24 protein-coding genes and 1 other RNA gene are annotated in these 24,931 nt (G+C 63.9%); 11 read left to right on the forward strand and 14 right to left on the reverse strand.

Annotated features, from left to right (window positions below):
• Positions 1 to 148: 148 nt before the first annotated feature.
• Entirely contained in the window at positions 149 to 853 is a 705-nt protein-coding gene (rlmE, locus tag ACFODV_RS14090) for a 23S rRNA (uridine(2552)-2'-O)-methyltransferase RlmE (protein WP_379760511.1), read from the reverse strand.
• A gap of 206 nt (positions 854 to 1,059) precedes the next feature.
• On the opposite strand from rlmE, the gene yhbY reads away from it, so the two are divergent.
• Entirely contained in the window at positions 1,060 to 1,386 is a 327-nt protein-coding gene (gene yhbY / locus ACFODV_RS14095; RefSeq protein WP_379760513.1) for a ribosome assembly RNA-binding protein YhbY, read from the forward strand.
• Between the two features lie 78 nt (positions 1,387 to 1,464).
• Here yhbY and greA read toward each other — a convergent pair whose 3' ends face one another.
• The 10 genes from greA to grpE form a co-directional block, all read right to left on the reverse strand.
• Positions 1,465 to 1,941: a transcription elongation factor GreA gene (gene greA, locus ACFODV_RS14100; protein WP_379760515.1), complete on the reverse strand. Its 477-nt coding sequence runs from the start codon at positions 1,939 to 1,941 to the stop codon at positions 1,465 to 1,467.
• On the reverse strand, positions 1,938 to 5,183 hold the full coding sequence (carB, locus tag ACFODV_RS14105) for a carbamoyl-phosphate synthase large subunit (RefSeq protein WP_379760517.1): 3,246 nt from the start codon (positions 5,181 to 5,183) through the stop codon (positions 1,938 to 1,940). Before carB ends, greA begins: the two co-directional genes overlap by 4 nt.
• A gap of 64 nt (positions 5,184 to 5,247) precedes the next feature.
• Positions 5,248 to 6,408, reverse strand: a complete 1,161-nt coding sequence (gene carA / locus ACFODV_RS14110) for a glutamine-hydrolyzing carbamoyl-phosphate synthase small subunit (protein ID WP_379760519.1) — start codon at positions 6,406 to 6,408, stop codon at positions 5,248 to 5,250.
• Positions 6,409 to 6,776: 368 nt separating this feature from the next.
• Entirely contained in the window at positions 6,777 to 7,583 is an 807-nt protein-coding gene (dapB, locus tag ACFODV_RS14115; RefSeq protein ID WP_379760521.1) for a 4-hydroxy-tetrahydrodipicolinate reductase, read from the reverse strand.
• Positions 7,584 to 7,685: 102 nt separating this feature from the next.
• Positions 7,686 to 8,063, reverse strand: a complete 378-nt coding sequence (locus tag ACFODV_RS14120) for a cupin domain-containing protein (RefSeq protein ID WP_379760523.1) — start codon at positions 8,061 to 8,063, stop codon at positions 7,686 to 7,688.
• Between the two features lie 75 nt (positions 8,064 to 8,138).
• Entirely contained in the window at positions 8,139 to 9,044 is a 906-nt protein-coding gene (locus ACFODV_RS14125) for a DMT family transporter (RefSeq protein ID WP_379760525.1), read from the reverse strand.
• Entirely contained in the window at positions 9,041 to 9,316 is a 276-nt protein-coding gene (locus ACFODV_RS14130) for a DUF2218 domain-containing protein (protein ID WP_379760527.1), read from the reverse strand. Before ACFODV_RS14130 ends, ACFODV_RS14125 begins: the two co-directional genes overlap by 4 nt.
• 260 nt (positions 9,317 to 9,576) lie before the next feature.
• Positions 9,577 to 10,725: a molecular chaperone DnaJ gene (gene dnaJ, locus ACFODV_RS14135; RefSeq protein WP_379760529.1), complete on the reverse strand. Its 1,149-nt coding sequence runs from the start codon at positions 10,723 to 10,725 to the stop codon at positions 9,577 to 9,579.
• A gap of 91 nt (positions 10,726 to 10,816) precedes the next feature.
• Entirely contained in the window at positions 10,817 to 12,748 is a 1,932-nt protein-coding gene (dnaK, locus tag ACFODV_RS14140; RefSeq protein WP_379760531.1) for a molecular chaperone DnaK, read from the reverse strand.
• A 126-nt stretch (positions 12,749 to 12,874) separates the two neighbouring features.
• Positions 12,875 to 13,498, reverse strand: a complete 624-nt coding sequence (gene grpE / locus ACFODV_RS14145; RefSeq protein WP_379760533.1) for a nucleotide exchange factor GrpE — start codon at positions 13,496 to 13,498, stop codon at positions 12,875 to 12,877.
• Between the two features lie 221 nt (positions 13,499 to 13,719).
• Between grpE and recN the strand changes: the two genes are divergently transcribed.
• Positions 13,720 to 15,393, forward strand: a complete 1,674-nt coding sequence (gene recN, locus ACFODV_RS14150; RefSeq protein WP_379760535.1) for a DNA repair protein RecN — start codon at positions 13,720 to 13,722, stop codon at positions 15,391 to 15,393.
• 98 nt (positions 15,394 to 15,491) lie between these two features.
• On the opposite strand, the gene fur is transcribed toward recN, so the two are convergent.
• A complete protein-coding gene (fur, locus tag ACFODV_RS14155) occupies positions 15,492 to 15,938 on the reverse strand; it encodes a ferric iron uptake transcriptional regulator (protein WP_379760537.1) in 447 nt (148 codons plus the stop codon).
• Positions 15,939 to 16,010: 72 nt separating this feature from the next.
• Here fur and ACFODV_RS14160 point away from each other — a divergent pair, with 72 nt between their 5' ends.
• On the forward strand, positions 16,011 to 16,427 hold the full coding sequence (locus ACFODV_RS14160) for an outer membrane protein assembly factor BamE (protein WP_379760539.1): 417 nt from the start codon (positions 16,011 to 16,013) through the stop codon (positions 16,425 to 16,427).
• A 108-nt stretch (positions 16,428 to 16,535) separates the two neighbouring features.
• Here the strand turns inward: ACFODV_RS14160 and ACFODV_RS14165 are convergent, their stop codons facing one another.
• Together ACFODV_RS14165 and ACFODV_RS14170 are read right to left on the reverse strand one after the other, a co-directional pair.
• Positions 16,536 to 16,835: an RnfH family protein gene (locus tag ACFODV_RS14165; protein WP_379760541.1), complete on the reverse strand. Its 300-nt coding sequence runs from the start codon at positions 16,833 to 16,835 to the stop codon at positions 16,536 to 16,538.
• A gap of 2 nt (positions 16,836 to 16,837) precedes the next feature.
• Positions 16,838 to 17,272 carry a type II toxin-antitoxin system RatA family toxin gene (locus ACFODV_RS14170; protein ID WP_379760543.1) on the reverse strand — a complete coding sequence of 145 codons (435 nt, stop codon included), beginning with the start codon at positions 17,270 to 17,272 and terminating at the stop codon, positions 16,838 to 16,840.
• Between the two features lie 127 nt (positions 17,273 to 17,399).
• Here ACFODV_RS14170 and smpB point away from each other — a divergent pair, with 127 nt between their 5' ends.
• The 8 genes from smpB (at position 17,400) to ACFODV_RS14210 (ending at position 24,800) form a co-directional block, all read left to right on the forward strand.
• Positions 17,400 to 17,891 carry an SsrA-binding protein SmpB gene (smpB, locus tag ACFODV_RS14175; protein WP_379760545.1) on the forward strand — a complete coding sequence of 164 codons (492 nt, stop codon included), beginning with the start codon at positions 17,400 to 17,402 and terminating at the stop codon, positions 17,889 to 17,891.
• A gap of 41 nt (positions 17,892 to 17,932) precedes the next feature.
• Positions 17,933 to 18,313, forward strand: a transfer-messenger RNA (tmRNA) gene (gene ssrA, locus ACFODV_RS14180).
• Between the two features lie 282 nt (positions 18,314 to 18,595).
• A complete protein-coding gene (locus ACFODV_RS14185) occupies positions 18,596 to 19,825 on the forward strand; it encodes a tyrosine-type recombinase/integrase (RefSeq protein WP_379760547.1) in 1,230 nt (409 codons plus the stop codon).
• 64 nt (positions 19,826 to 19,889) lie between these two features.
• Positions 19,890 to 20,972: a helix-turn-helix domain-containing protein gene (locus ACFODV_RS14190; protein WP_379760549.1), complete on the forward strand. Its 1,083-nt coding sequence runs from the start codon at positions 19,890 to 19,892 to the stop codon at positions 20,970 to 20,972.
• Positions 20,973 to 21,052: 80 nt separating this feature from the next.
• Positions 21,053 to 21,295, forward strand: a complete 243-nt coding sequence (locus ACFODV_RS14195; RefSeq protein WP_379760551.1) for a helix-turn-helix transcriptional regulator — start codon at positions 21,053 to 21,055, stop codon at positions 21,293 to 21,295.
• Positions 21,296 to 21,409: 114 nt separating this feature from the next.
• Positions 21,410 to 22,366, forward strand: coding sequence for a toprim domain-containing protein (locus ACFODV_RS14200; protein ID WP_379760553.1), 957 nt, complete (start codon positions 21,410 to 21,412; stop codon positions 22,364 to 22,366).
• On the forward strand, positions 22,363 to 23,871 hold the full coding sequence (locus tag ACFODV_RS14205; RefSeq protein WP_379760555.1) for a YfjI family protein: 1,509 nt from the start codon (positions 22,363 to 22,365) through the stop codon (positions 23,869 to 23,871). The genes ACFODV_RS14200 and ACFODV_RS14205 overlap by 4 nt, the downstream gene beginning before the upstream one ends.
• Positions 23,868 to 24,800, forward strand: coding sequence for a hypothetical protein (locus tag ACFODV_RS14210; RefSeq protein WP_379760557.1), 933 nt, complete (start codon positions 23,868 to 23,870; stop codon positions 24,798 to 24,800). The genes ACFODV_RS14205 and ACFODV_RS14210 overlap by 4 nt, the downstream gene beginning before the upstream one ends.
• The last annotated feature ends 131 nt before the right edge of the window (positions 24,801 to 24,931 follow it).

The raw sequence follows: 24,931 nt of genomic DNA on the forward strand, positions 1-24,931 counted from the left end.
CATTTGACACTACATGAGCAGGCCGCGTTCAGCCACCGCCGTTGACTACGCACGGTCGGGCTACCACTTGGTCCACTTTGACACAGTTGCGCACCGCTGTCCGACAATCGCCCCGTTAGGCCTGGCCTATCGAGCCATTCGGCAACGGTCAGCCTCGAAAGCCCTGTGCCAGCAGATAGACTTCGCGAGATCTCGCTCGGGAAGCCCCCGGTTTACGGGCGACAACCCGAGTAAAGCGCTCTCGAAGAATCTTAAGGTATTCGTCGAACCCTTCCCCCTGAAACAGCTTGGCCAGGAAAGTACCGCCAGGACGTAACGTCTGACCTGCAAGGTCCAGCGCCAGTTCCACAAGGTACATCGCCTGAGGCTGGTCAATGGCGGCCATGCCGCTCATGTTGGGCGCCATATCCGACATCACCAGGTCCACTGGACGTTCGCCAAGCACAGCGAGAAGTGCCTCGAGGACAGCCTCCTCGGTGAAGTCACCCTGGATGAAGTCGACACCTGCCAGGGCGTCCATCTCGAGGATATCAGAGGCGATCACTACCCCGTCGGAGCCCACCTTGTCGGCCGCTACCTGGCTCCAACCACCGGGAGCAGCGCCCAGATCGATCACCGTCATGCCCGGTTTGAAGAGGCGATCCTTATCGTCCAGTTCAAGAAGCTTGTAGCTGGCCCGGGAGCGGTAGCCGTCCTGCCAGGAGCGCTGCACGTACTGATCATCGAAATGCTCCTTCATCCAGACCTTGCTGGTCTTGCTGACGGGGCTCTTGCTGACTGAGCTCTTGCTGACTGAGCTCTTGCTGGCCGGCGCCTTGCCGGCAGCGGGGGATGTTGTGCGAGGACGAGCCACGGCATCACCAGGGAGTGGAGGGTAACAAACAGGCGCTGTAGCGACATGCGGGAGGTGTCAGGCGCAGCAGCTTGGCACCGGCCGACTCGTTGAAACAAGGGCTGGGCCGGCGTCGCAGTGTGCGACATTTCACCAAGGCCATTTTCGGCATAGCAATTTACGCGTACTATGGCTGGCTGCGCGCAAACAGGAAGACGCAAGATACCATGAGCTTGTCACAGGCACAAAAGAAGGCATTTCGCAGCATCGGCCACCACCTTAACCCGGTGGTAACGGTCTCCGAGAACGGCATCTCCGAAGGAGTGCGGGCGGAGTTCGACCGGGCGCTGTCCGACCATGAGCTGATCAAGGTGAAATTGGCCCTGCCAGAGCGCGATGACCGCGCCGCCATGCTGCAGGAGCTGGTCGCCGCCAGCGGCGCCGAGCTGGTTCAGACCATCGGCAAGATGGCGCTGCTCTATCGCCGTAACCCGCAGGTCAATCCAAAGCTCTCCAACGTTCAGCGCTTCGAGGGGCACCACGGGCGACACTGACGGCCGACCCTGAACCAGAAAACAGGAAGGCCCGCGATTTCGCGGGCCTTCCTGTTTAGCAGTGGCTTGAGCCGACGTTCAAATATGCTCGATGCCGCCGATTTCATACTCGACGTTGCCACCCGGCGTCTTGACCACCACCACATCGCCCTCCTCCTTGCCGATCAAGGCGCGAGCGATGGGCGAAGTGACCGAGATCAGGCCGGCCTTGATGTTGGCCTCGTCCTCGCCAACGATGCGATAGCGCATCTGCTCATCGGTATCGAGGTTGAGCAGCTCCACGGTGACGCCGAAGATCACCTTGCCGGTCTGGGGCAGTTTGGTGACATCAATCACCTGGGCGCTTCCAAGCTTGCCTTCGATCTCCTGGATGCGCCCCTCGATAAAGCCCTGCTGCTCACGAGCAGCATGATATTCGGCGTTCTCCTTGAGATCGCCATGTTCACGGGCCTCGGCGATCGCAGCAATCACCCTTGGACGCGCCTCACCCTTGAGCTGCTCGAGCTCCTTGCGCAGGCGTGATTCTCCAGCAACGGTCATCGGGACCTTGTTCATTGTGCAGCTCCTGCATGCAAATCCTGAAGCCGACGCACCGTGATCGCATTGCCGTACTCAAGCGCCATACAAACGGCACTGGCCCCCGCCAGGGTGGTGGCGTAGGGGACCTTGCGGGCAAGCGCAGTGCGACGGATCACCGAGGAGTCGCTGATCGCCTGGCGACCCTCGGTAGTATTGACGATATAAGCGATCTCGTCGTTCTTGAGCAGATCGACGATATGCGGGCGGCCTTCAAAGACCTTGTTCACGATTGCCACGTCGATACCAGCGGCCTCAAGGGCAGCAGCGGTACCGCGGGTCGCACAAAGTGTGAACCCCAATGTTACCAGAGAACGCGCCACCTCGATAACACCGGCCTTGTCCGGCTCGCGCACCGAGAGAAACGCCTTGCGGTCGCCATCGACCGGCGGAATCGCTTCGCCGGCACCCAGCTGGGCCTTGTAGAAGGCCTCGGCGAAGGTGTCGCCACTGCCCATCACCTCGCCGGTGGACTTCATCTCCGGCGACAGGATGGGATCGACGCCCGGGAACTTGTTGAACGGGAAGACCGCCTCCTTGACGCTGAAGAAGTGCGGCACGATCTCGCGGGTGAAACCCTGCGCCTCTAGGCTGGTGCCGGCCATGCAGCGCGCAGCGATCTGAGCCAGAGAGGTGCCGATGCACTTGGAGACGAAGGGCACCGTGCGCGAGGCGCGCGGATTGACCTCGATAATGTAGATCTCGCCGTCCTGCCAGGCCAGCTGCACGTTCATCAGGCCCTTGACGCCCAGCTCCACGGCCATCTGCTTGACCTGATCGCGCATCTCGTCCTGCACCTCGGCAGGCAGCGAGTAGGGCGGCAGCGAACAGGCGGAATCGCCGGAATGCACGCCGGCCTGCTCGATATGCTGCATGATGCCACCGATCACCACCTGCTCGCCGTCACTGACCGCATCGATGTCGATCTCGATGGCGGCGTTGAGGAAGTGGTCCAGCAGCACCGGGGAGTCGTTGGAGACCTTGACCGCATGGGTCATGTAGTTCTCGAGCTCCGAGGCGTCATAGACGATCTCCATGGCGCGGCCGCCCAGCACGTAGCTGGGCCGCACCACCAGCGGATAGCCAATGCCCTCGGCCTTGGCGAAGGCTTCCTCGAAGCTGCGCGCGGTGGCGTTGGGCGGCTGCTTGAGACCCAGCTTCTCGATCATCTGCTGGAAGCGCTCGCGGTCCTCGGCGCGGTCAATGGCATCCGGCGTGGTGCCGATGATCGGCACGCCGGCGGCCTCCAGCTCGCGGGCCAGCTTCAGCGGGGTCTGACCGCCAAACTGCACGATCACGCCGACCGGCTTCTCCTTGTCGGCGATCTCCAGCACGTCTTCCAGGGTCACCGGCTCGAAGTAGAGGCGATCCGAGGTGTCGTAGTCGGTGGAAACGGTCTCCGGGTTGCAGTTGACCATGATGGTTTCATAGCCATCGTCGTGCATGGCGAAGGCGGCGTGGACACAGCAATAGTCGAACTCGATGCCCTGGCCGATGCGGTTGGGCCCGCCACCCAGCACCATGATCTTCTGGCGGTCGGAGACCTCCGCCTCGCACTCCTCCTCGTAGGTGGAGTACATGTAGGCGGTATCCGAGGCGAACTCGGCCGCACAGGTATCGACGCGCTTGTAGACCGGGCGAATGCCGGCCTGTTGGCGGGTCTTGCGGAACTCCTTCTCGGAGACGCCCAGCAGCCTGGCCAGGCGGGCGTCACTGAAGCCCTTGCGCTTGAGGCGGAACAGCTCCCGGGCGTCGAGCTCGGCGAGGGAGCGCTTGGCCACCTCCTGCTCGTTGAGCACAAGGTCCTCCAGCTGTACCAGGTACCAGGGGTCGATACGGGTCAGGGCAAAGACATCGTCGACGCTCATCCCGGCACGCATGGCGTCGGCGATGTAGAAGATGCGCTCGGCGCCGGCGGCCTGCAGCTCGCCCTTGATGCGCGCCATGGCCTCGTCGGTGAACGCACCGGGCTTGCAGTCGGGGAACTTGGGGTCGAGGCCGTCATTGCCGGTCTCCAGACCGCGCAGCGCCTTCTGCAGCGACTCCTGGAAGGTGCGCCCGATGGCCATCACCTCGCCCACCGACTTCATCTGGGTGGTCAGACGGTCGTTGGCCTGGGGGAACTTCTCGAAGGTGAAGCGGGGAATCTTGGTGACCACGTAGTCGATGGCGGGCTCGAACGAGGCCGGGGTACGCCCGCCGGTGATGTCGTTCTGCAGCTCGTCCAGGGTGTAGCCCACGGCCAGCTTGGCGGCGATCTTGGCGATGGGGAAGCCGGTGGCCTTGGAGGCCAGCGCCGAGCTGCGCGACACCCGCGGGTTCATCTCGATGACCACCATACGGCCGGTCTCGGGATCCATGCCGAACTGCACGTTGGAGCCACCGGTCTCGACGCCGATCTCGCGCAGCACCGCCAGGGAGGCGTCGCGCATGATCTGGTATTCCTTGTCGGTCAGCGTCTGGGCCGGGGCCACGGTGATGGAGTCACCGGTGTGCACGCCCATGGGGTCGAAGTTCTCGATGGCGCAGACGATGATGCAGTTGTCGTTCTTGTCACGAACGACCTCCATCTCGTACTCCTTCCAGCCCAGCAGCGATTCGTCGATCAACAGCTCGTGGTTGTTGGAGAGCTCGAAGCCACGGGTGCAGATCTCCTCGAACTCCTCCTTGTTGTAGGCCACGCCGCCGCCGGAGCCGCCCATGGTGTAGGAGGGGCGAATGATCGCCGGGAAGCCCAGCGTCGCCTGGATGCGCCAGGCCTCCTCCATGCTGTGGGCCACCTCGGCCTTGGGGCACGCCAGACCGATGCGCTTCATGGCCTGGTCGAATAGGTCGCGGTCCTCGGCCATGTTGATCGCGTCGGCGTTGGCGCCGATCATCTCCACGCCGTACTTCGCCAGCACGCCGTGCTTGTCCAGATCCAGGGCGCAGTTGAGCGCGGTCTGGCCGCCCATGGTGGGCAGAATGGCGTCGGGGCGCTCGGCCTCGATGATCTTCTCCACCGTCTGCCAGGTGATCGGCTCGATGTAGGTGGCATCGGCCATCGCCGGGTCGGTCATGATGGTGGCCGGGTTGGAGTTCACCAGGATGACCCGGTAGCCCTCCTCGCGCAGCGCCTTGCAGGCCTGGGCGCCGGAGTAGTCGAATTCGCACGCCTGGCCGATGACGATGGGGCCGGCGCCAATGATCAGGATGCTCTGGATGTCGGTACGCTTGGGCATGGTGCTTCCCGCAGAAATAGGTGACGAGGGGCGATGTTCTCGGGATGACGTCTCGAGCGTTAGCTCAGGCCTGGCGGGCCTTCATCATCTCAACGAAGCGGTCGAACAGCGGCGCGACGTCCCTCGGGCCGGGGCTCGCTTCCGGGTGGCCCTGGAAGCTGAAGGCCGGGCGGTCGGTGCGCTCGATCCCCTGCAGGGTGCCGTCGAACAGCGAGCGATGGGTGGCGCGCACATTGTCCGGCAGGCTCGCCTCGTCGGCGGCGAAGCCGTGGTTCTGGCTGGTGATCATCACGCGGCCGGTGTCGAGGTCCTGCACCGGGTGGTTGGCGCCATGGTGGCCGTGCCCCATCTTCACGGTGCTGGCACCGCTGGCCAGCGCCAGCAGCTGGTGGCCCAGGCAGATGCCGAACATCGGTAGCTTGGTCTCGAGGATCTCGCGGATGGCGGTGATGGCGTAGTCGCAGGGCTCGGGGTCGCCGGGGCCGTTGGCCAGGAAGACGCCGTCGGGGGCCATGGCCAGCACCTCGGCCGCCGGGGTCTGGGCCGGCACAACGGTCAGGCGGCAGCCGCGGGAAGCGAGCATGCGCAGGATATTGCGCTTCACGCCGAAATCGTAGGCGACCACATGGAAGGGGCGCTCTGCCTTTCCATCAGGGCCGTTGGTGTCGGCATAGCCCTCGCCCAGGGTCCACTCGCCTTCGCTCCACTCGTAGGGGGTCTGGCAGGAGACCACCCTGGCCAGGTCCATTCCCTTGAGGCCCGGGAAGGCGCGAGCCGCGGCCAGGGCGCGCGCGACGGCGTCGTCACCCTCGGCCTCAGCGCCTGCCAGGATGGCGCCGTTCTGGGCGCCCTTGTCGCGCAGGATGCGGGTCAGCCGGCGGGTATCGATCTCGGCGATGCCCAGCACGTTCTCGCTCTTGAGATAGTCAGAGAGGGTCTGCTCGCTGCGAAAGCTGCTGGCCATCAGCGGCAGATCGCGGATCACCAGGCCCGCGGCGGCGATGGCGCCGGACTCGACGTCCTCGGCGTTGATGCCGGTGTTGCCGATATGGGGATAGGTCAGGGTGACGATCTGGCGGGTATAGGAGGGATCCGTGAGGATCTCCTGATAGCCGGTCATTGCCGTATTGAACACCACCTCACCGCTGGTCTGTCCATCGGCACCGATCGCCATGCCATGAAACACACTGCCGTCTTCCAGGGCCAGTATCGCGGGTTTGTTCAATGCAACGTCCTCCCATGTTTTTTCGAACAGCTTTTTCGAACAGCGTTTGCGAACAGCGGCAAGCGCCAGTTTGCCTTGAAATGCTGCTTCCTGACCGGATGGCCGCCCCGCGGATGGCCGCCCCGCAAAAAAGCGGGACGAAACCCGATAAAGACCGGTTTCATCCCGCTTGTTGTCATTCGCTCGGAACTGATACGCCCAGCACTGATTTGCTCAATACATCAGGACGCTGGGGGCCGAAGCAACAAGCGCTGTTTCGGGGCTATCGCCCAGGCGCCCGGCCAAAATTTTCAGAACTCTACAGGAAACGCCGCTCAGCGACTACCCCCAGCTCTCGGTCCGTCCAGGCACGGTCGGACCAGAGACGGTCAGCCCAGGCCCAGCACATCCTGCATCGAGTAGCGGCCGCGGTTCTGGCCGGCCACCCAGCGGGCCGCACGCACCGCGCCCTTGGCGAAGGTCATGCGGCTGGAGGCCTTATGGGTGATCTCGATACGCTCGCCCTCGGTGGCAAACATCACGGTGTGCTCGCCGACGATGTCTCCGGCGCGCACCGTGGCGAAGCCGATCTCCTTGTCGGTGCGAGGCTCGCACTGCCCCACCCGCTCAAAGACGCCGTGCTCCTTGAGGGTGCGGCCCAGGCTCTCGGCCACCACCTCCCCCATCTTCAGCGCGGTGCCGGAAGGGGCATCCACCTTGTGGCGGTGGTGCGCCTCGATCACCTCGATATCGTAACCCTCGTCCCCCAGCGCCCTGGCCGCGGTCTCCAGCAGTTTCAACGTCAGGTTGACGCCCACGCTCATGTTGGGGGCGAACACGAAGGCCAGCTTCTCACCGTAACTCTCGAGCTCGGCCAACTCCTCGTCAGACAGACCGGTGGTACCGATCACCATGCGCTTGCCGTGCTCGGCGCAGAAGGCCAGGTTGGCAAGGGTCACCCGGGGCGCGGTGAAGTCGATCAGCACGTCGAAATCGTTGGCGATCGCCTCCAGCGAATCCACGGCACTCACCCCCAGCTTTCCGACCCCGGCCAGCTCGCCGATGTCGGTGCCAATCAATGAACTGCCCGGCTCGACAATCCCGCCCGCCAGGGTGACCCCGTCATCTTGCAGCACGGCATTGACCAGGGTGCGGCCCATGCGGCCGGCGACACCGACGATGGCGATACGGGTCATGAGGAACTCCTGCAACATTCAATAAAAACGATTGGTAGGCAGTATACCAGAGCGGGTCCGGCATGGCCGGACCCGTGAGTGTTGGATGAGTGCGAAGCGCGCTTATTCGGCGTCAGCTTCGCTCTTGGTGACATGCTCGGTGCCAGGCTCGTGCTCGGGCGGGCTGTAGGTGGTAAAGAGCTTGAGCATGGAACTGCCAGTGTTGCGGAAATTATGAAAGGTACCGGAGGGTACGATGCTGACATCGCCGGCCTGCACATCAGCCTTGACCTCGCCGATGGTCGCCTCGCCCTGGCCCTCGACAAAGTAGAGCAGCTGATCGTGCCCCTCGTGAACCTCGCCGCCGATCTCACCGCCCTCGGGGATCGCCATCATCACCAGTTGGGCCTGCTTGCCGGTCCAGATCACCTGGCGAAACTCATCGTTTTCCTTGGCCATCTCCACGATGGGCAGGGTCGTACGCTGCGTTTCCTGTGTCATGGTCACTTCCTGTTAAATGGACTACGCACGTATAGGCTAGGCAGCCCTCGGGGTAGCTGACAAGGCGGCGAGACCTCATGTCGCAGCCACGTCACGCCGCATCAGCAGCGCCATGGCTGCCAGCACGGCGAGACTACCGGGCAGCCACTCCAGGCCGATGCTGCCCGGCGTCTGTATAAAGAGCAGCAGCATGGAGACGAAGGGCACCAGGTAGCCGTAGGCGGTGACCACGCCAGGCGACAGCACCGCCGTGGCCCGCTGCATCAACCAAAAAGTCAACGCGCTGGAGAAGAGCCCCAGGTAGATCAGCAGCGCCAGGTCTCGTCCGCACATGGTGGCCAGCTCGCCTAGCGGCTCGATCAGAAGCCCGACCAGGCCGATCAGCACCCCGCCCGCCCCCAGGCTCCAGAAGGTGCGCACCGCTGCCGAACCCGGCAGCCGCCCCGTGGCCAGCCCCCACTTGCTGAGCACCGGATACAGCGCCGTGGAGACACACCCAAGGAAGAACACCCCTTCGCCGATGCCGACACGCAGGAGCCCGCCCTGTTGCCACGCCTCGGCAACGGCCAGCCCCAGGGCGCCGCACGCCCCCAGCGCCAGGATCGCCGGCAGCCGCCAGCCCGGGCGCTCCACCCGCAGGGCCAACCCCAGCAGGAAGGCCAGCAGCGGCACGGTCACGAAGAGGGTCGCCATGGAGAGCGCCGTAGCGTGGTGGGCCGCCCAGAACATGGCACCGAAGAAGCCGGCCAGGCAGAGGCCCATCAGGACGTAGAGCGGCAGCAGACGCAAGGGCGGCAGAAACTCCGGCGAGCGGCGCGCCAGCCACCACAGCGCACTGCAGGCGATGGCGAAGCGCAGGGCGGTGAGCAACAGCGGCGGCAGCTCGCTCATCAGCCCCACCGCAGGAAACGACAACCCCACCAGCACCGCCCACAGCAGCATGCCCAGGTGGGCCGCTGCTGGAGTGATCGGAACAGTCACGCCTCCCAGACAATATCCAGCTCGACACCCTTCAGTGCGTCCAGAGCGGCATCAACCTCCCACTCCAGGCGATCGTGGGCACTGTCCTCGACCGCCTCTACAACCACCATCAGCTTGTCGGGCTCGGCCAACAAGTAGCAGCTACCGGCATCGAAATGCACCTCGACCTGCTCGTCACTTCGCGTCACCTCGTGATCGGACCAGCGCTCGCACAGCTGATCGATCAGCGCCGCGGCATTCTCGGCGGGCAATTCGGCTCGTGAAATCGGCATGGCAGCCTTCTCCTGAAGGAAAATGGAGTTATCAGCCTATGCCGCCATCTCCGCCGCCGCAAAGTGGTGATTTCAACAGAACGATCCGCGCTGGGAGCCAGCCAGGGACGCCTTGGCCTGGCGGCTGGACCACCTGCAGCGCTGAGCCCATCTGGCTGACCGTGAGCACTCCGTCATATGAGCACCCCATCATAAACGCGACAGGGCCCCGACATCGTGAGATGCCGAGGCCCTGTCTGGTCCTGCGAGGGTGATGCCGCCTACGGCTTCATGTCCTCGAAGAATTTCTTCACGCCGTCGAAGAAGCCGCTCTTCTTGGGCGAGTGGTGGGCGCTGTTGGTGCCGCCGAGGCTGTCCTGGAAGGTGCGCAGCAGCTCCTTCTGATCCTCGTTCAGCTTTACCGGGGTTTCCACCACCACCTTGCACAGCAGATCGCCAGGGGCGCCGCCGCGCACCGGCTTGACGCCCTTGCCGCGCAGACGGAATAGCTTGCCGGTCTGGGTCTCGGGGGGAATCTTCAGCTTCACCCGGCCGTCCAGGGTCGGTACCTCAAGCTCACCGCCCAGCGCGGCGTCGACGAAGTTGATCGGCACCTCGCAGTGCAGATGTTTGCCCTCGCGCTCGAAGATATGGTGCGGCTTGATGTGCACCTGGACGTAGAGATCCCCTGGCGGGCCGCCGTTGAGGCCGGCTTCGCCCTCGCCGTTGAGGCGAATGCGATCGCCGGTATCCACACCGGCGGGGATCTTCACCGAGAGGGTGCGAGTCTCGCGCACGCGTCCCTCTCCGTTGCACTTGTGGCACGGCACCTTGATATGCTGGCCGGAGCCATGGCAGGTCGGGCAGGTCTGCTGAACGGCGAAGAAGCCCTGCTGCATGCGCACCTGGCCGTGGCCGGCACAGGTCGGACAGGTATCCTTGCTGGAACCCGGCTCGGCGCCCTCACCGTCGCAGCGCTCGCACGCCACGTGTCGCGGCACGCGGATATCCACGCTGGTGCCGGCCACTGCATTCTCGAGGTCGAGCTCGAGGTTGTAGCGCAGGTCGCTGCCGCGGGCCGGGGCGTTGGGATGGCGACGTCCGCCACCTGCACCGCCGAAGATATCGCCGAACACATCCCCGAAGATATCGCTGAAGCCGCCGGCACCCGCACCGCCGAAGCCACCGCCGCCGCCGGCCTGGCCGTCTACGCCCGCATGGCCAAACTGGTCGTAGGCCGCGCGCTTCTCGCTGTCGGAGAGCACCTCGTAGGCCTCTGACACCTCGCGAAACTTCCCTGCGGAAGTTTCGTCGTCCGGGTTGCGGTCGGGGTGAAACTTCTGGGCCAGGCGTCGATAGGCCTTCTTGATTTCTTTGGTATCGGCACCGCGCTCTAGGCCCAGCACCTCATAATAGTCACGTTTGGACATGAATCGGTCCGCCTCCGTCGCGGTACCGCGGAAACACCAACGCGGGAGTCAGGCCCCCGCGCTGGCGTCATCCGTGGTTTAGATGCGTGGTTTACTGCTTTTTCTGGTCGTCGTTGACTTCTTCGTACTCGGCGTCGACCACGTCATCTTCCTGCTTGGCGCCGGCTTCCTGGCCTTCACCGCCACCCTGCTGGGCCGCTTCGGCCTGGGCGGCATACATCTTCTGCGCCAAGTTGCCGGAGACCTCGGTCAGCTTGTCCAGCTTGGTCTGGATGTCGTCCTTGTCATCGCCCTTGATGGCTTCCTCGAGCTCCTTGGCGGCGCTCTCGATGGCCTCTTTCTCTTCTTCGCTGGCGTGCTCACCGGCTTCCTGCACGGTCTTGCGCGCGGCGTGGACCATGCCGTCGGCCTGGTTACGCAGTTGCACCAGCTCTTCGAACTTCTTGTCCTCGTCGGCATGCGCCTCGGCGTCGCGGACCATCTGCTCGATTTCGTCGTCCGACAAGCCGCTGGACGCCTTGATGACGATGGACTGCTCTTTGCCGGTAGCCTTGTCCTTGGCGGACACGTTCAGAATACCGTTGGCGTCCAGGTCGAAGGCGACCTCGATCTGCGGCACGCCGCGCGGTGCCGGCGGAATGTCGGCCAGGTCGAAGCGGCCCAGCGACTTGTTGCCACCGGCCTGCTTGCGCTCGCCCTGCAGCACGTGGATGGTCACGGCCGTCTGGTTGTCATCCGCGGTCGAGAAGCTCTGGGTCTTCTTGGTCGGGATGGTGGTGTTCTTCTCGATCAGCGGGGTCATCACGCCGCCCAAGGTCTCGATGCCCAGGGTCAGCGGAGTGACGTCGAGGAGCAGTACGTCCTTGACGTCGCCGCCCAGCACGCCGCCCTGGATCGCCGCGCCCACGGCCACGGCCTCGTCAGGGTTGACGTCCTTGCGGGCTTCCTTGCCGAAGAAATCAGCGACGGACTTCTGGACCATCGGCATGCGGGTCTGACCGCCGACCAGGATGACATCATCGATCTCGGACGCAGACAGGCCGGCATCCTTGAGCGCGATCTTGCAGGGCGCCAGGGAACGCTGCACCAGTTCTTCCACCAGCGACTCCAGCTTGGCCCGGGTCACCTTCACATTAAGGTGCTTGGGACCGGTGTTGTCGGCGGTGATGTAGGGCAGGTTGACGTCGGTCTGCTGAGCGCTGGAGAGCTCGATCTTGGCCTTTTCGGCGGCTTCCTTGAGGCGCTGCATGGCCAGGTTGTCGCCGGAAAGATCGATGCCGCTGTCGGACTTGAACTGATCGACCAGGTAGTTGATCAGGTACATGTCGAAGTCTTCACCACCCAGGAAGGTGTCGCCGTTGGTGGCCAGCACCTCGAACTGAGTCTCACCGTCGACGTCGGCCACCTCGATGATGGAGATGTCGAAGGTGCCACCGCCCAGGTCATAGACCGCGATGGTCTTGTCACCGCGAGACTTGTCCATGCCGTAGGCCAGCGCCGCCGCGGTGGGCTCGTTGATAATGCGCTTCACCTCGAGGCCGGCAATGCGCCCGGCATCCTTGGTCGCCTGACGCTGGCTGTCGTTGAAGTAGGCCGGCACGGTGATGACCGCCTCGGTGACTTCTTCACCCAGGTAGTCTTCCGCGGTCTTCTTCATCTTCTTCAGCACTTCGGCGCTGACCTGCGGCGGTGCCAACTTCTTGCCATTGACCTCAACCCAGGCGTCGCCGTTGTCGGCCTCGGTGATGCCGTAGGGCACCATCTTGATGTCCTTCTGGACGACGTCGTCCTTGAAGCGACGACCGATCAGGCGCTTGATGGCGTAAAGGGTGTTGGTCGGGTTGGTGACCGCCTGGCGCTTGGCCGATTGGCCCACCAGAATCTCGCCGTCTTCGGTGTAGGCGATGATGGAGGGCGTGGTGCGGGTGCCCTCGGCGTTCTCGATGACCTTGGCGCTGTCGCCGTCAAGTACGGCCACGCAGGAGTTGGTGGTCCCCAGGTCAATACCAATAATGCGTCCCATAGGAAATCCTCGTAGAGTCGTTGCTGTGTATCCGGAGTCGTGTTCTGCGGCATGCGCCGCGGAGTTGACTTCTATCTGGGGGCCGGGGGTGGTATTTCAAGACCCGCGGCCGAGATTTGTTGTGCGTCAGCCTGCGGCCTGACTGACGATCACCATGGCGGGGCGCACCAGTCGCCCATTGAGCAGATAGCCCTTCAGCATCACTTCCATGACCGTATTGGGCTCCAACTCCGGGTTGGGCACCATGGCCATGGCCTCATGAAACTGGGGATCAAAGGGTTCGCCCGACGGCTCTATGGCTTCGACACCGAACTTGGCCAGCACGTCATGCTGCATCTTGAGCGTCATGGAGACCCCTTCACGGTGGGCCTCAGTGGCCTCGTCCGCCATGGCGTCCAGCGCCTTCTCCAGGCTATCAACCACCGGCAGCAGCTCCTTGACGAACTTCTCCAGCGCAAACTTGCGGGCCTTCTCGGCCTCTTGCTCCGCGCGGCGACGCACGTTCTGAGCCTCGGCGGCAGCACGCAGCGCCTGGTCCTTGGCCTCGGCGACGCTCGTCTCCAGCTCTTCTACGCGGGCGGCCAGCATCTCGGCTTCGGGGTTGTCGCTCTCAAGCTCAGCCTCATCCGATTCTGCTTGTTCGGCCGCCTCAACGGCATCCTCCAGTTCGCCTTCCACGGGCTGCGGCTCGGCCTCCTGCTCACGACGGGCAAGTTCCTCGTCCAGCGGGGTCTGGGGCTCTTTGGCCATGGGTCTCTCCTGACAGGGAGGCGGCGGCTATGGGCCGCCGGCTCAATAATGAATGACGAAAAAACGATTCTGCGGGGTATATGGGGTCAGGGCGCAGGAACTCAAGGCGGGCAAGCCGCCGTGCATTGTTGGCCAACCTGGACTACTGTATAAACGCACACATATTGTATAGATGACCAGTAGTCCTGACCCCAGGGCCTGCAGACTTTCCGGGAGGCATCATGCTGACAGAGCTCGCCATTCGCGACTTCGCCATCGTCGACCATCTGGAGCTTGAATTCGCCGGCGGCATGACCGCCATCACCGGCGAAACCGGCGCCGGCAAGTCGATTCTGCTCGGGGCCCTGGGGCTCTGCCTGGGCGAACGCGCCGATGCCGGCAGCGTGCGCCACGGCTGTGATCGCACCGACCTCTCCGCGCGATTCGATATTGCCGCGCTGCCCGAAGCGCGCGCCTGGCTAGAAGCCCGGGAACTGCCCGAGGACGACTGCCTGCTGCGCCGGGTGGTCAGCGCCAACGGGCGCTCCAAGGCGTGGATCAACGGCCAGCCGGCCACCGTGGCCGACCTCAAGGCGCTGGGCGAGCGGCTGATCGAGATCCACGGCCAGCACGCCCACCAGGCGCTGCTGCGCGAGGAGACTCATCTGCGCCTGCTCGACGACTTCGCCGACCATCGCGTGTCGGTGGGCGACATGGCCGAGACCTTCCGGGCCTGGCAGGCCGCGCGGCGCCGGCTGAAACGTCTCGCCGAGGATGGCGACGAGCTAGCCGCCCGCCGACAGCTGGTGCGCTACCAGGTGGAGGAGCTCGACCAGTTGGCTCTGGCCGAGGGCGAGCTGAAGGCGTTGGAGGAGGAGCAGGAAGAGTTGGCCCACGCCGAGGAGCGCCTGCGAGAGGCGCAGCTCGCCGCCGAGTGCTGCGACAGCGACGAGGGCGGCGCCATGGCACTGCTGACCCAGGCGATCAATCATCTGTCGGCGCTGCCCGGCAGCGACCGTGGCCGCCTCTCCGAGGCGCTCTCCATGCTAGGCGATGCGCGTATACAGGTAGAGGAGGCGGCCAGGGAGCTCCATCACTTCGCCGAGGGCACCGAGCTCGACCCGGAGCGCCTGGCCTGGGCAGAGCAGCGTCTCAGCGAGGTGCACCGCTTGGCACGCAAGCACCATGTAATGCCCGAGGAGCTTACCGAACTGCACCAGCGTCTACAGGGAGAGCTGGAACGCCTGGAGGGGGGTGATGAAGACCTCGAGGCGCTGGAAGTCGAGGTCGACACCCTCCGCGAGCGGTGGCGGGGCCTGGCGCGGCAAGTGGGCGAGGCAAGGCGCCAGGCCGCCACGCGTTTTGGCAAGGCGGTTCAGGAGCAGCTCGCCTTCCTGGCCATGGGCAAGGCGCGCTTCGAGGTCGAAATCCTCGAGCGTGATACGCCCGCCGCCGAGGGCATGGAAGGCGCGCGCTTCCTGATCAGCGCCAACCCCGGCCAGCCGGCCCGGCCGCTGGCCAAGGTGGCCTCCGGGGGCGAACTGTCGCGGATCAGCCTGGCGATCCAGGTGGTGGCCGCCCGCCACTCCACCATTCCCAGCCTGGTGTTCGATGAAGTGGATGTGGGAGTTTCCGGGGCCACCGCCGAGATCGTCGGCCAGCTGCTGCGCCGGCTGGGCGAGCACGGCCAGGTGATGACCGTGACACACCTGCCACAGGTGGCGGCCCAGGCCCATCAGCATCTGCATATCGAGAAGCACGCGGAGCAGGAGACTACCCTCACCCGCATGGCGCTGCTGGACGAGGCCGGCCGGGTCAGCGAATTGGCTCGGATGCTGGGCGGCGTCAACCTTTCAGAGCGCACCCTGGCCCACGCCCGAGAGATGCTCGACGCCAGCCAGCGCCCCCACCACTGAGCCTTCTGCGCCAAGCCCAACTGCCGAACCTCGGAAACGCACGCGGCCCCGATCGATGATCGGGGCCGCGTTGTGTCTCAAGCGCTTAGGGCTTGGCGCTACCTTTTTTGGGAGCCGTCCGGTCGCGTCGCGTTGGCGCCCTTGGGACGCACATAGAGAACCAGCGCGTGGTCGACCAGATCGAAGCCGTGCTCCTCGGCAATTTCTTGCTGACGCCGCTCGATGGTCTCGTCGAAAAACTCGATGATCTCCCCGCTATCCAGGCACACCATATGATCATGGTGCTCCTCTTGGGAGATCTCGAAGACGGCGTGGCCGCCATCGAAATTATGACGCACCACCAGGCCCGCCGATTCGAACTGGGTCAGCACACGATAGACGGTGGCCAGGCCCACGTCTTCTCCGGCTTCCAGCAGGGTCTTGTAGACATCCTCGGCGCTCATGTGGTGCTCACCCTGGGCGCTGACGAGGATCTGCAGGATCTTCACGCGGGGCAGGGTCACCTTCAGACCGGCCTTGCGTAGTTCATGGTTCTGGTCGGCCATGGTTGCTCTTCGCAGTATCGGGTAGGGTCGGGTATGATCGACCAAAACCACGATAATGAAGAACAGGCGCAAATGCAAAAGCTGACAAGAATCGTCACCCTTTCCGCCGCCCTGCTGATGGCCAGCGGTTGCAGCTATTTCGGTGTCTACAAGCGAGACATTCCCCAGGGCAACCTGGTGACCGCCGGCATGGTAGAGCAACTTCGGCCGGGCATGACCCGCGACGACGTCGTCTATGTGATGGGCCGCCCGCTGCTGGAAGCGCCCTTCGACGCTAACCAGTGGGACTACGTGTTTCGTCTTGAAGAAGCCTACGGCGATGTCGAACAGCGGCGCGTGACCCTCACCTTCGCCGGCAATCGCCTGGTAGATATCCAGCGCGAGGGCGACCTGGAGCAAGGCATTGAGATGAGACCCAGCGACAGCATCGGCCCCCAGGTAGAAGGCACCGAGCCGTTCAGCGTCAACCCGGAGCTGCAGCCCGAGTAAGGCGCCATGCTTCCGATGGGCGGCACGCCGGCCGGAGATTTCTGAGCCAGCCCGGACGTGGGTGTTCACGCTCCACTCTTCCCCGCTTCGGCCATGCCGGGCGGGGCATCAGCGTTTATTGTCGGTCGCCCTGATCAGCCGAGCCGCCTTGGGGTCCATGGTCAACGGGCGGTATAGCTCCACGCGATCGCCGGCACGAAGGCGGTGGCTTGATGGCTCACGCAAGCGCTTGCCGAAGACGCCGAGGTCGTTCCCGGTAAAGGCCTCGGAAGGCACATAGGGGAAACGCCCCGGCAGATCGGCCAGGGCCACCGCTTCATCGGCCGTGGTGCCGAGAGGCACCCTCAGGGCCACCACCCTTTGACACTCAGGCAGAGCAAAGGCCACTTCTACCGCAATCTCGGCCATGCTCAGCGCCCGTAAAGGTCGTCGGCGCGGCGAGTGAAGGCGTCCACAAGTTGACCCGCCACCTGCTGGAAGAGTTTGCCAAAGGCCATGCCCAGCAAGCGGTTGGCGAACTCGAACTCCATCTCCAAACAAACCTTACAGGCGTTCTCTCCCATGGGAATGAACATCCAACTTCCACGCAGACGCTTGAAGGGCCCGCTGACCAGCGACATCTCGATGCGCTCCGGCTCGACCAGGTCGTTGCGGGTGGCAATGCTCTGCTCGATGCCAGCGCGACCCAGGGTCATCTCGCCGATCAGGTGTGCGTCGTCACGTTCGATCAGCCGGGCACGCCGGCAGCCCGGCAAAAACTTCGGATAGCTCTCGAAGTCGTTGACCAGGTCGAACATCTGCTTGGGGGAATGCCGCACCATGGCGGTTCGGTTGACCGTTGGCATTGAGCTCTCCGCTGACTTAACAGGGCCCAGGGCGTATCATGAGCCGCTATTTAGGTCTTGAATGGTATCACGCTTCCCCCCATACCAAAGGGATAGCCGCCACTGGCACGGACAAACACGAGGTTTCATGGCCAACAAGAAAGGCAAGGGCAAGGGGCCCAGCAGCAACATGATCGCCCAGAACAAGAAGGCTCGCTTCGAGTACCACATCGACGAAACCTTCGAAGCGGGCCTGGTGCTGGCCGGCTGGGAGGTCAAGAGCCTGCGCGCCGGCAAGGCTCAGCTGACGGACACCTACATTCTGATCAAGAGCGCCGAGGCCTGGCTGCTGGGCAGCCATATCATGCCGCTCAACACCGCCAGCACCCACGAGATCGCCGATCCCACTCGCACGCGGAAGCTGCTGCTTCACCGGAAAGAGATCGCCAAGATCTTTTCGCGGACCCAGGAGAAGGGGCACACCTGCGTGCCGCTCAAACTCTACTGGAAAGGCAACCGAGTGAAGTGCGAGCTGGCTCTGGTGACAGGCAAGAAGCTGCACGACAAGCGGGCCACCGAGAAGGACCGCGACTGGCAGCGTCAGAAGGGCCGCATCATGCGAGAACAAAACAAAGGGTAGACTGTCACATCTCTGCCCATCCTGATAAGATAGGGCGTTACGGGGGCGACATGGTTTCGACGCCGGTGACAACCCCTGCGGTGCATGCCGAGAGCGTGATGTATCTCGTAAATCCAACATCACAACTGAATAGTCGCAAACGACGACAACTACGCTCAGGACGCGCTGGCAGCCTAACAGCTGTTAGCTTCTTGTCCGGCCCCAAAGCGGTGTGCCCATTCATCGCAGAGGGGATACGAGCTAAGAATGATGGGATCGCGTTCGGTATTGACCTCGTGCCGTTCGCTAAACTTAAGAGGAATCGCGTCGCTGGATCCTGACCGTCGGAGCCAGAGACGTTAAATTAAAAGACGGAATCTAAGCATGTAGAGCCAATGGGCGAGTGCTGGCGGACGCGGGTTCAATTCCCGCCGCCTCCACCAAACCAAGGTTTCAGGAGGTTTCACAACACTTCAGAAACCGCATGAACAGGGGCCTCCGGGCCCCTTTCTTGTGTCTGGACGTTTCACAACATTCCTTGACATGCCCCCGCCTTAGGGGGCATATCTGGGGGCACAGCGTCGAAGCCAACTACCTGATGCCCCCAACTCCGCCAGAACTCGCGCCAGCCGGCGCCTGCCTGGCCAACGGCCTGCCCCCACACTTGGGGGCATCCGACACAGCCGTACGGGGGCATGAGGCTATCACCAGCCCGAGGTGCCCCCATGAGTCGCCAGACCAACAAGCTGTCCGCCACCGCCGTGAAGATGGCCAAGCCCAAGGACAAGATATTCAGGATGGCCGATGGAGGTGGCCTCTACCTGGAGGTCTCACCGAGCGGGAGCAAATACTGGCGCATGAAGTACCGCCACGCCGGCAAGGAGAAGCGGCTGGCCATAGGCGTCTACCCGGATGTCTCGCTGGTAAAGGCACGAGGAGCCCGCGACGAGGCCAAGCGCCAGCTTGCCCAGGGCATCGACCCCAGCACCGCAAAGCGTATCGCTCGCCAACAGGGGGAGCAGACTGCTGGTAACACGTTCAAGGTCGTGGCCGTCGAGTGGCTGGAGAAGGTTCACCAGCATGAGGTGGTGCCGGCCCATTACCAGCGCAACAAGCGCCGCATGGAGCGAGACGCTTTCCCGATCATCGGCAAGCGCCCCATCGCCGAGATCACCCCGCCCGAGCTGCTGGGCTGCCTGCGCCGTATCGAGGAGCGCGGCCACGTCGAGACTGCTCACCGAGTCAAGACGCTCTGCGGCCAGGTCTTCCGCTACGGGATCTCGACCGGGCGCGTCGAACGCGACCCGACACCGGATTTGCGCGGCGCCCTGCGGCCCAGCAAGACCAAGCACTACCCTGCCCTGACCGACCCCAAGGAGGTGGCCGAGCTGCTCCGTGCTATTGATGGCTATGGCGGCCAGCCCACCACCATCGCGGCGCTGAAGCTGGCGCCCCTGGTCTTCACTCGTCCCGGCGAACTGCGCCAGGCCCGCTGGGGCGACATCGACCTGGAGGCAGCTACCTGGACCTTCGAGGCCAGCAAGACCGGCCAGCCCCTGATTGTCCCCCTGCCCCACCAAGCGGTGACCATCCTAAGCGACCTGCACGGGCTTACCGGACGCACCGAGTTCGTCTTCCCCGGCATCCGCAGCAGCAAGCGCCCGATGAGCAACGCCACGATCAAGGCCGCGCTGGATCGCATGGGCTTCAAGGGCGAGATGACAGCGCACGGTTTCAGGGCGATGGCCCGCACGATTCTGGCTGAGCGACTGAACTACCCCGAGCACTACATCGAGCAGCAGTTGGCCCATGCGGTGAAGGACAGCAACGGCCGCGCCTACAACCGGACCACCCACCTGGAGCAGCGGCGAGAGATGTTGCAGTCATGGGCCGACTATCTGGACGCCCTGCGAGATGGAACCGACAACGTGGTGCCGATCCGCACCGGCAGCTGATGCCCTGCCCATCAAAAACTTATTAAAACTCATATTTTGCCTGCCGAGAAGGTAAGGAGCCACGATGACCGCTCCGGTTGATTACCGTATCAGCGAGGAGGAGGGCCGCCGTTTCGCCGTGGTGCCCCTGGAGCAGTTCAACGAACTGATAGCGCGCGCAGGTGAAGCCGATGCCCCAACCCTGCCTCACGAAGTCATCAGCCGCCACCTGACCGACGATGTGCCGCTGGTCCGCTGCTGGCGCGAGCACCTGGGCATGACCCAGACCGAGCTCGCGGGCCGACTGGCAGTATCCCAAGCCCAGGTCGCCCAGTGGGAGCGCCACGACGCCAACCTTCGTCGGAACACGCTGCAGAAGCTGGCTACCGCTTTGGGCATCCATATGCAGCAGCTTTCGCTCCAGGATCACAGCAGCGATTTCAAGCGAGACACTTCACCCACTCGCGGTTGTCATCGGTCAGCGCTGCAGAGCATGACCTCTTTCCCTGGCGCACAGATCTCGAAAGCCAAGGGGATTTCCGACAACGATCAGCCGCATAAGCCACGCCCTGCAGTAGCCACCCGCTCAAATGGCAAAGGACTGATTATAAACGCGATGAAAGGCCAGCCTACGAAGGAGATGGCCGACCACCTGGAGATCATCAGCAAGGATGGTGGCGTTATCCACGGCAAGGAAATGCTGCTGCAAATGGCCTATGAGCTTCGCCAGCTGCCGTCATCGGAAGAGGACGATTCAACCACATCCGAATATACGGCCAGCATGTGCTGGGGGATGGTCCGCCAGCTCTGGAAGCATGTCCCTGACGATCAGCTGGGGCCGATGAGCAATGGCCAGTTCCTGCTGGTCCTTGGCTATCTCTATGGGACATTGACCAGGCCCAGCCACGAACGGTACAGCAAGGCGATGGAATCGGAAATCAGGATCTTGCAGATCCAGATGAATGGCAAGGCGTCAGGAAAAAGATCCGGCCAATCGCGTGCAGAAGCCGCTGAGCCCAGGATCATGGAGGCAAAGCACCACCATAACCGCCTGGCCGCCTCAGGCATGGAAAAGCGCAATATTGCCTCTAAAGTGGCGGAGATCATGGGTGTCAGTGCCGCCAGTGTGCGAGGTTGGCGAAGGCGGAACTGGACACTAAAGATATAATAAACGAAAACGAAGTTCGTTCGACCAACATTTTCTGAGCCATCCTTGCCATGTCACTTCATTCCGAGAGGAACCGAGTCATGGCAGACATCATCCACGAGGCCATCGAGCGTAATCAGCAGCGCCTCCTCCGTCGCCCCGACGTTCTGCGCCGCTGCGGCATATCCAACACCACCCTCCACCGGCTCATTCACGCCGGAACCTTTCCGCGCCCCATCCGCCTGACGGCGAACGGAAGAGCGGTCGCCTGGCTCGAGTCCGAGGTCGATACCTGGATCCAACAGCGCATCGAGGCTAGCCGCACCATGGAGCTCGACAACTGATGTTCTCCCTGGCTTATATCCTGGCCGCTTGCTGGCGCTGGCTGGCCGGGGCTCTCTCATCGAAGCACCAACCGACCAATCACCACCACCGCCGTGAGGCGAAGGAGGAGTGGTATGCAGCCCGAAACGAGAAAGGCCCGGCCCTCAGTTGAGAGCCGGTCCCGATACGATGCGCCACACCCAGCGCATGGCCATCATACCACCATCGAGTCGGCACTGGCTGATGCCCTGGCTGCCCGTGGCGTCACAGGCCTGACGATCCGTACCGATGGCGACGTTCACCGCTTCGATGCCCCGGACAAGCGCCGGGGGAACCTGGCCGGCTGGTATGTCTGCCCCACCTTGGAAGTGGCGGTATTCGGTTTCTGGCACACCGGGGAGCAGCAGACCGTCACCGTGGCCGGCGAGCATGACCCCATCGCCGCCGAGCAGGCCCGTCAGGCTGCCGCGAAGGCACGACGTGAGCGCGAGGTCAGGCGCCAGCAGGAGCAGGCCCAGGCCGCCCAGCAGGCCCGCCAGGAGTGGGACGCTGCCGACCTGGCCGACCAGTGCCACCGGTATCTCGCCACCAAGCGTGTGCAGCCTCACAACCTGCGTCAGCGGGGCGGCGTGTTGCTGGTGCCCCTGTATGCCGATGGCGAGCTGGTGAACCTCCAGCGCATACAAGCGGACGGCACAAAGCGGTTCCTCAAACGGAGCAGGATCAAAGGCGCCGCCTCCCTGGTGGGCCGGCTGGCTGGCGCTGGGCACATCTATGTGACCGAGGGCTGGGCAACAGCGGCGACGATCCATGAGGCAAGCGGCTGCCCGGTCGTGGCGACCATGGCCACGAACAACCTTGAGCCCGTAGCCCGCACCCTGCGCCGCAACCTGCACGCCCATATCAGCATCACTATTGCCGCCGACAACGACCGGCGCACGCCTGGCAATCCCGGCCTGACCTATGGCCGCCACGCTGCCGAGGTCATCGGCGCTGACATCACCTGGCCACGCTTCCCCTGCGAAGACTGCGCCTGTTCCGACTTCAACGACCTCGCCGCCTGTGAAGGCCGCAAGGAGGCTGCCGCATGACTTCCATCCTCACCCAACTGCATGACACCGCCGAGCCGATGGAGCCACCCAGGGCGCTGCCGTCCAGCCTGCCGCCCGTTGACCCGTTCAGCCCCGAGATGCTGCCCGAGGCGATCCGGCCTTACGTCATGGACGTGGCCCAGCGCCAGCAATCGGCACCGGAGTATTGCGCCGTGGTGGCCCTGATCGGCCTGGCCGGCGTGGTAGGCCGCAAGGTGCTAATGCACCCGAAGCGTTACGACGACTGGACCATCACGCCGAACCTGTGGGGCGCCCTTATTGGTGGCCCATCCTCGATGAAGTCACCCACGCTCAAGGCAATGCGTTTCCCGCTGGATGCCATCGAGAAGGAGCTCCGCGAGGAGCACGAGGCCGCACGGGCACAGCACGAAGATGATGCCGAGATCGTGGAGATGGAGCGCCAGGGCGCCAAACAACGTGCGAAGAAGAAGGCCAAGGAGGGAGACCGAGACGGTGCCCGCGCCGAACTGGCCAAGGTCGCCAACCTGGAGGAGCCGCCCGAGTCACCGCCCCGCCTGACCGTGAATGACGCCAGCGTGGAGGCGCTGGGCGAGCGTCTGAACGAGAACCCCAACGGCCTGACGCTGGTGCGCGATGAACTGTCCGGCTGGCTGGCCAAGATGCAGCAGGAGGAGCACGCCGCTGACCGAGCGTTCTATCTGGAGTGCTTCAACGGCGATGGCCGCTACACCTATGACCGCATCGGGCGCGGCACCATCGCCATCGAGAACTGCAACCTGTCCATTATTGGCGGTATCCAGCCGGCGAAGATTGCCCCGTTGGTGCGAGGCGTGGCCAAGGGTACCGACGACGATGGCCTGATTCAGCGGTTCCAACTGGCGGTATGGCCGGACCAGCCCAAGCAATGGCGGTGGGTGGACCGGGCGCCGTCGGCTGAGGCCAGGGACCGTTACCGGCAGGCGTTCTATGCGCTCCACGCCATGTCCTTCGAGACCGAGGACGGCGAGCCGCCTACCTGGCGTTTCAGCGATCACGCCCAGGCCGAGTTCATCACCTGGATGGAGGAGCTTCACGCCGAGGCCCGAAGCGGCGAGCTGCCCCCGGCCCTGGAATCCCACCTGCTGAAGATGCCCAAAACCGTCTGCGCGCTGGCGTTGCTGTTCGCCCTGGTGGACGTCGAGCAGGGCGAAGTCGGCCACGCCTCCACCTGCCGCGCTCTGGCATGGGCGGAGTTCCTGCGTAGCCACTCGGCCCGGCTGTACAGCGCCGTCACCGGGAGCCAGGTTGCAGGCGCTCACCTGATCCACCAGCGCCGCGACAAGCTGCCCCAGCCGTTCACTGCCCGCGACGTGCGCCGCAAGCAGTGGTCCGGCCTGGCCAACGTCGAGGATGTGCGCGAGGCCATCGAGGTGCTGGAGGACCACCACCACGTTCGCCGTTTCGAGGTGCCTGCCGAAACCGGACGACCGAAGACCGTTTTCTACTGGCATCCGAGCCTTGCGCCGAACGAGGGGGAGTCATGAATCGCTGGCTGGAAAAACTGGGAAATGTGCCTGATAGCGAACTGACAAAAGTGCCAAAAGGGGGTTCTGTCAGTTTTGGCAGTACCTCACTGGGAGCTTTTTCGGAAAAAAATGCATCCGGCAACCGCTGGCTGGCCAAGCTGAACAAGGCGCCCCGGCACCTGGAGGAAGTGCCACCGCTCCCAGCGCCGACTGTGGCCGAGGATAGCCCGCTGGGCAAAGTGGTGAAGCCTGAGCCCATCAGTACTAATGGGGCGCCGGCCCCCTTTCAGGAGGTCGAGCGCATCATCGAGGTGCTGGGGCGGGAGGTAGGCCGCGACCTTGGTGCGGAACTGGAGAGCCTGATGCGTCGAGCCATGGGGCCGTTGGACCGTGGTACTCGTGCCACCCTGGCCGCCGAGATCGACCTTGCCTTCGAGACTGCCCAGTGTATTGAGCAGGCCCGAGAGCAGGCCGCCCAGGCGATCTGCGGCAGGGTAGGCAATCCGCCGCCGGTAACGCTGGCCGACTGGCTGGCCTGGATCGAAGCCCGCTGCCCGATCAATGCCGACGACCGGCACTACCTGACCGACCGGCTGAAGTGGTTGGCACCGGCGAAGCTGGCCACCACCTCCAGCTGGTATGCCCAGACGTGGGCAAAGGCTACCGCTACCGAACCCGAAGCACAGCGCCAAGAGAACGCCTGTAGGAGGGCCGCCAACGCTTCACTGTTGACGCCGAAGGTGTCAACGCTGGTCAAGGCGGCCCATCAACCGCGCCAGTACCAGAGCGGCGCACCGGAGCCGCTGCCAGCAGGTGTGCGCATGAGCTGGACGCTTCGAGTGGACGGCAAGCGTCTGGCAATAGCGGGTCGCCCGATGACCCAGGAGGAGGCGCTGGCGTCTGCATACGCCCGCTGGCCTGGTGCTGACGTAGACGTGATCGAATAAATCGGTAAGCGCTCCACCAACCCCACCTTCTTCGGCCTGACCTAGACCGGTAGCGTGTCTTTCCAGCGCCAAGGGAGCAGCGTGTCGAGGTCGTCATCCTCGCCGAGGGTTGGCAGGGTCTCGAACACGAA

Origin of the sequence: Halomonas tibetensis (assembly GCF_042643535.1) — a bacterium.
GTDB lineage: Bacteria > Pseudomonadota > Gammaproteobacteria > Pseudomonadales > Halomonadaceae > Halomonas > Halomonas tibetensis.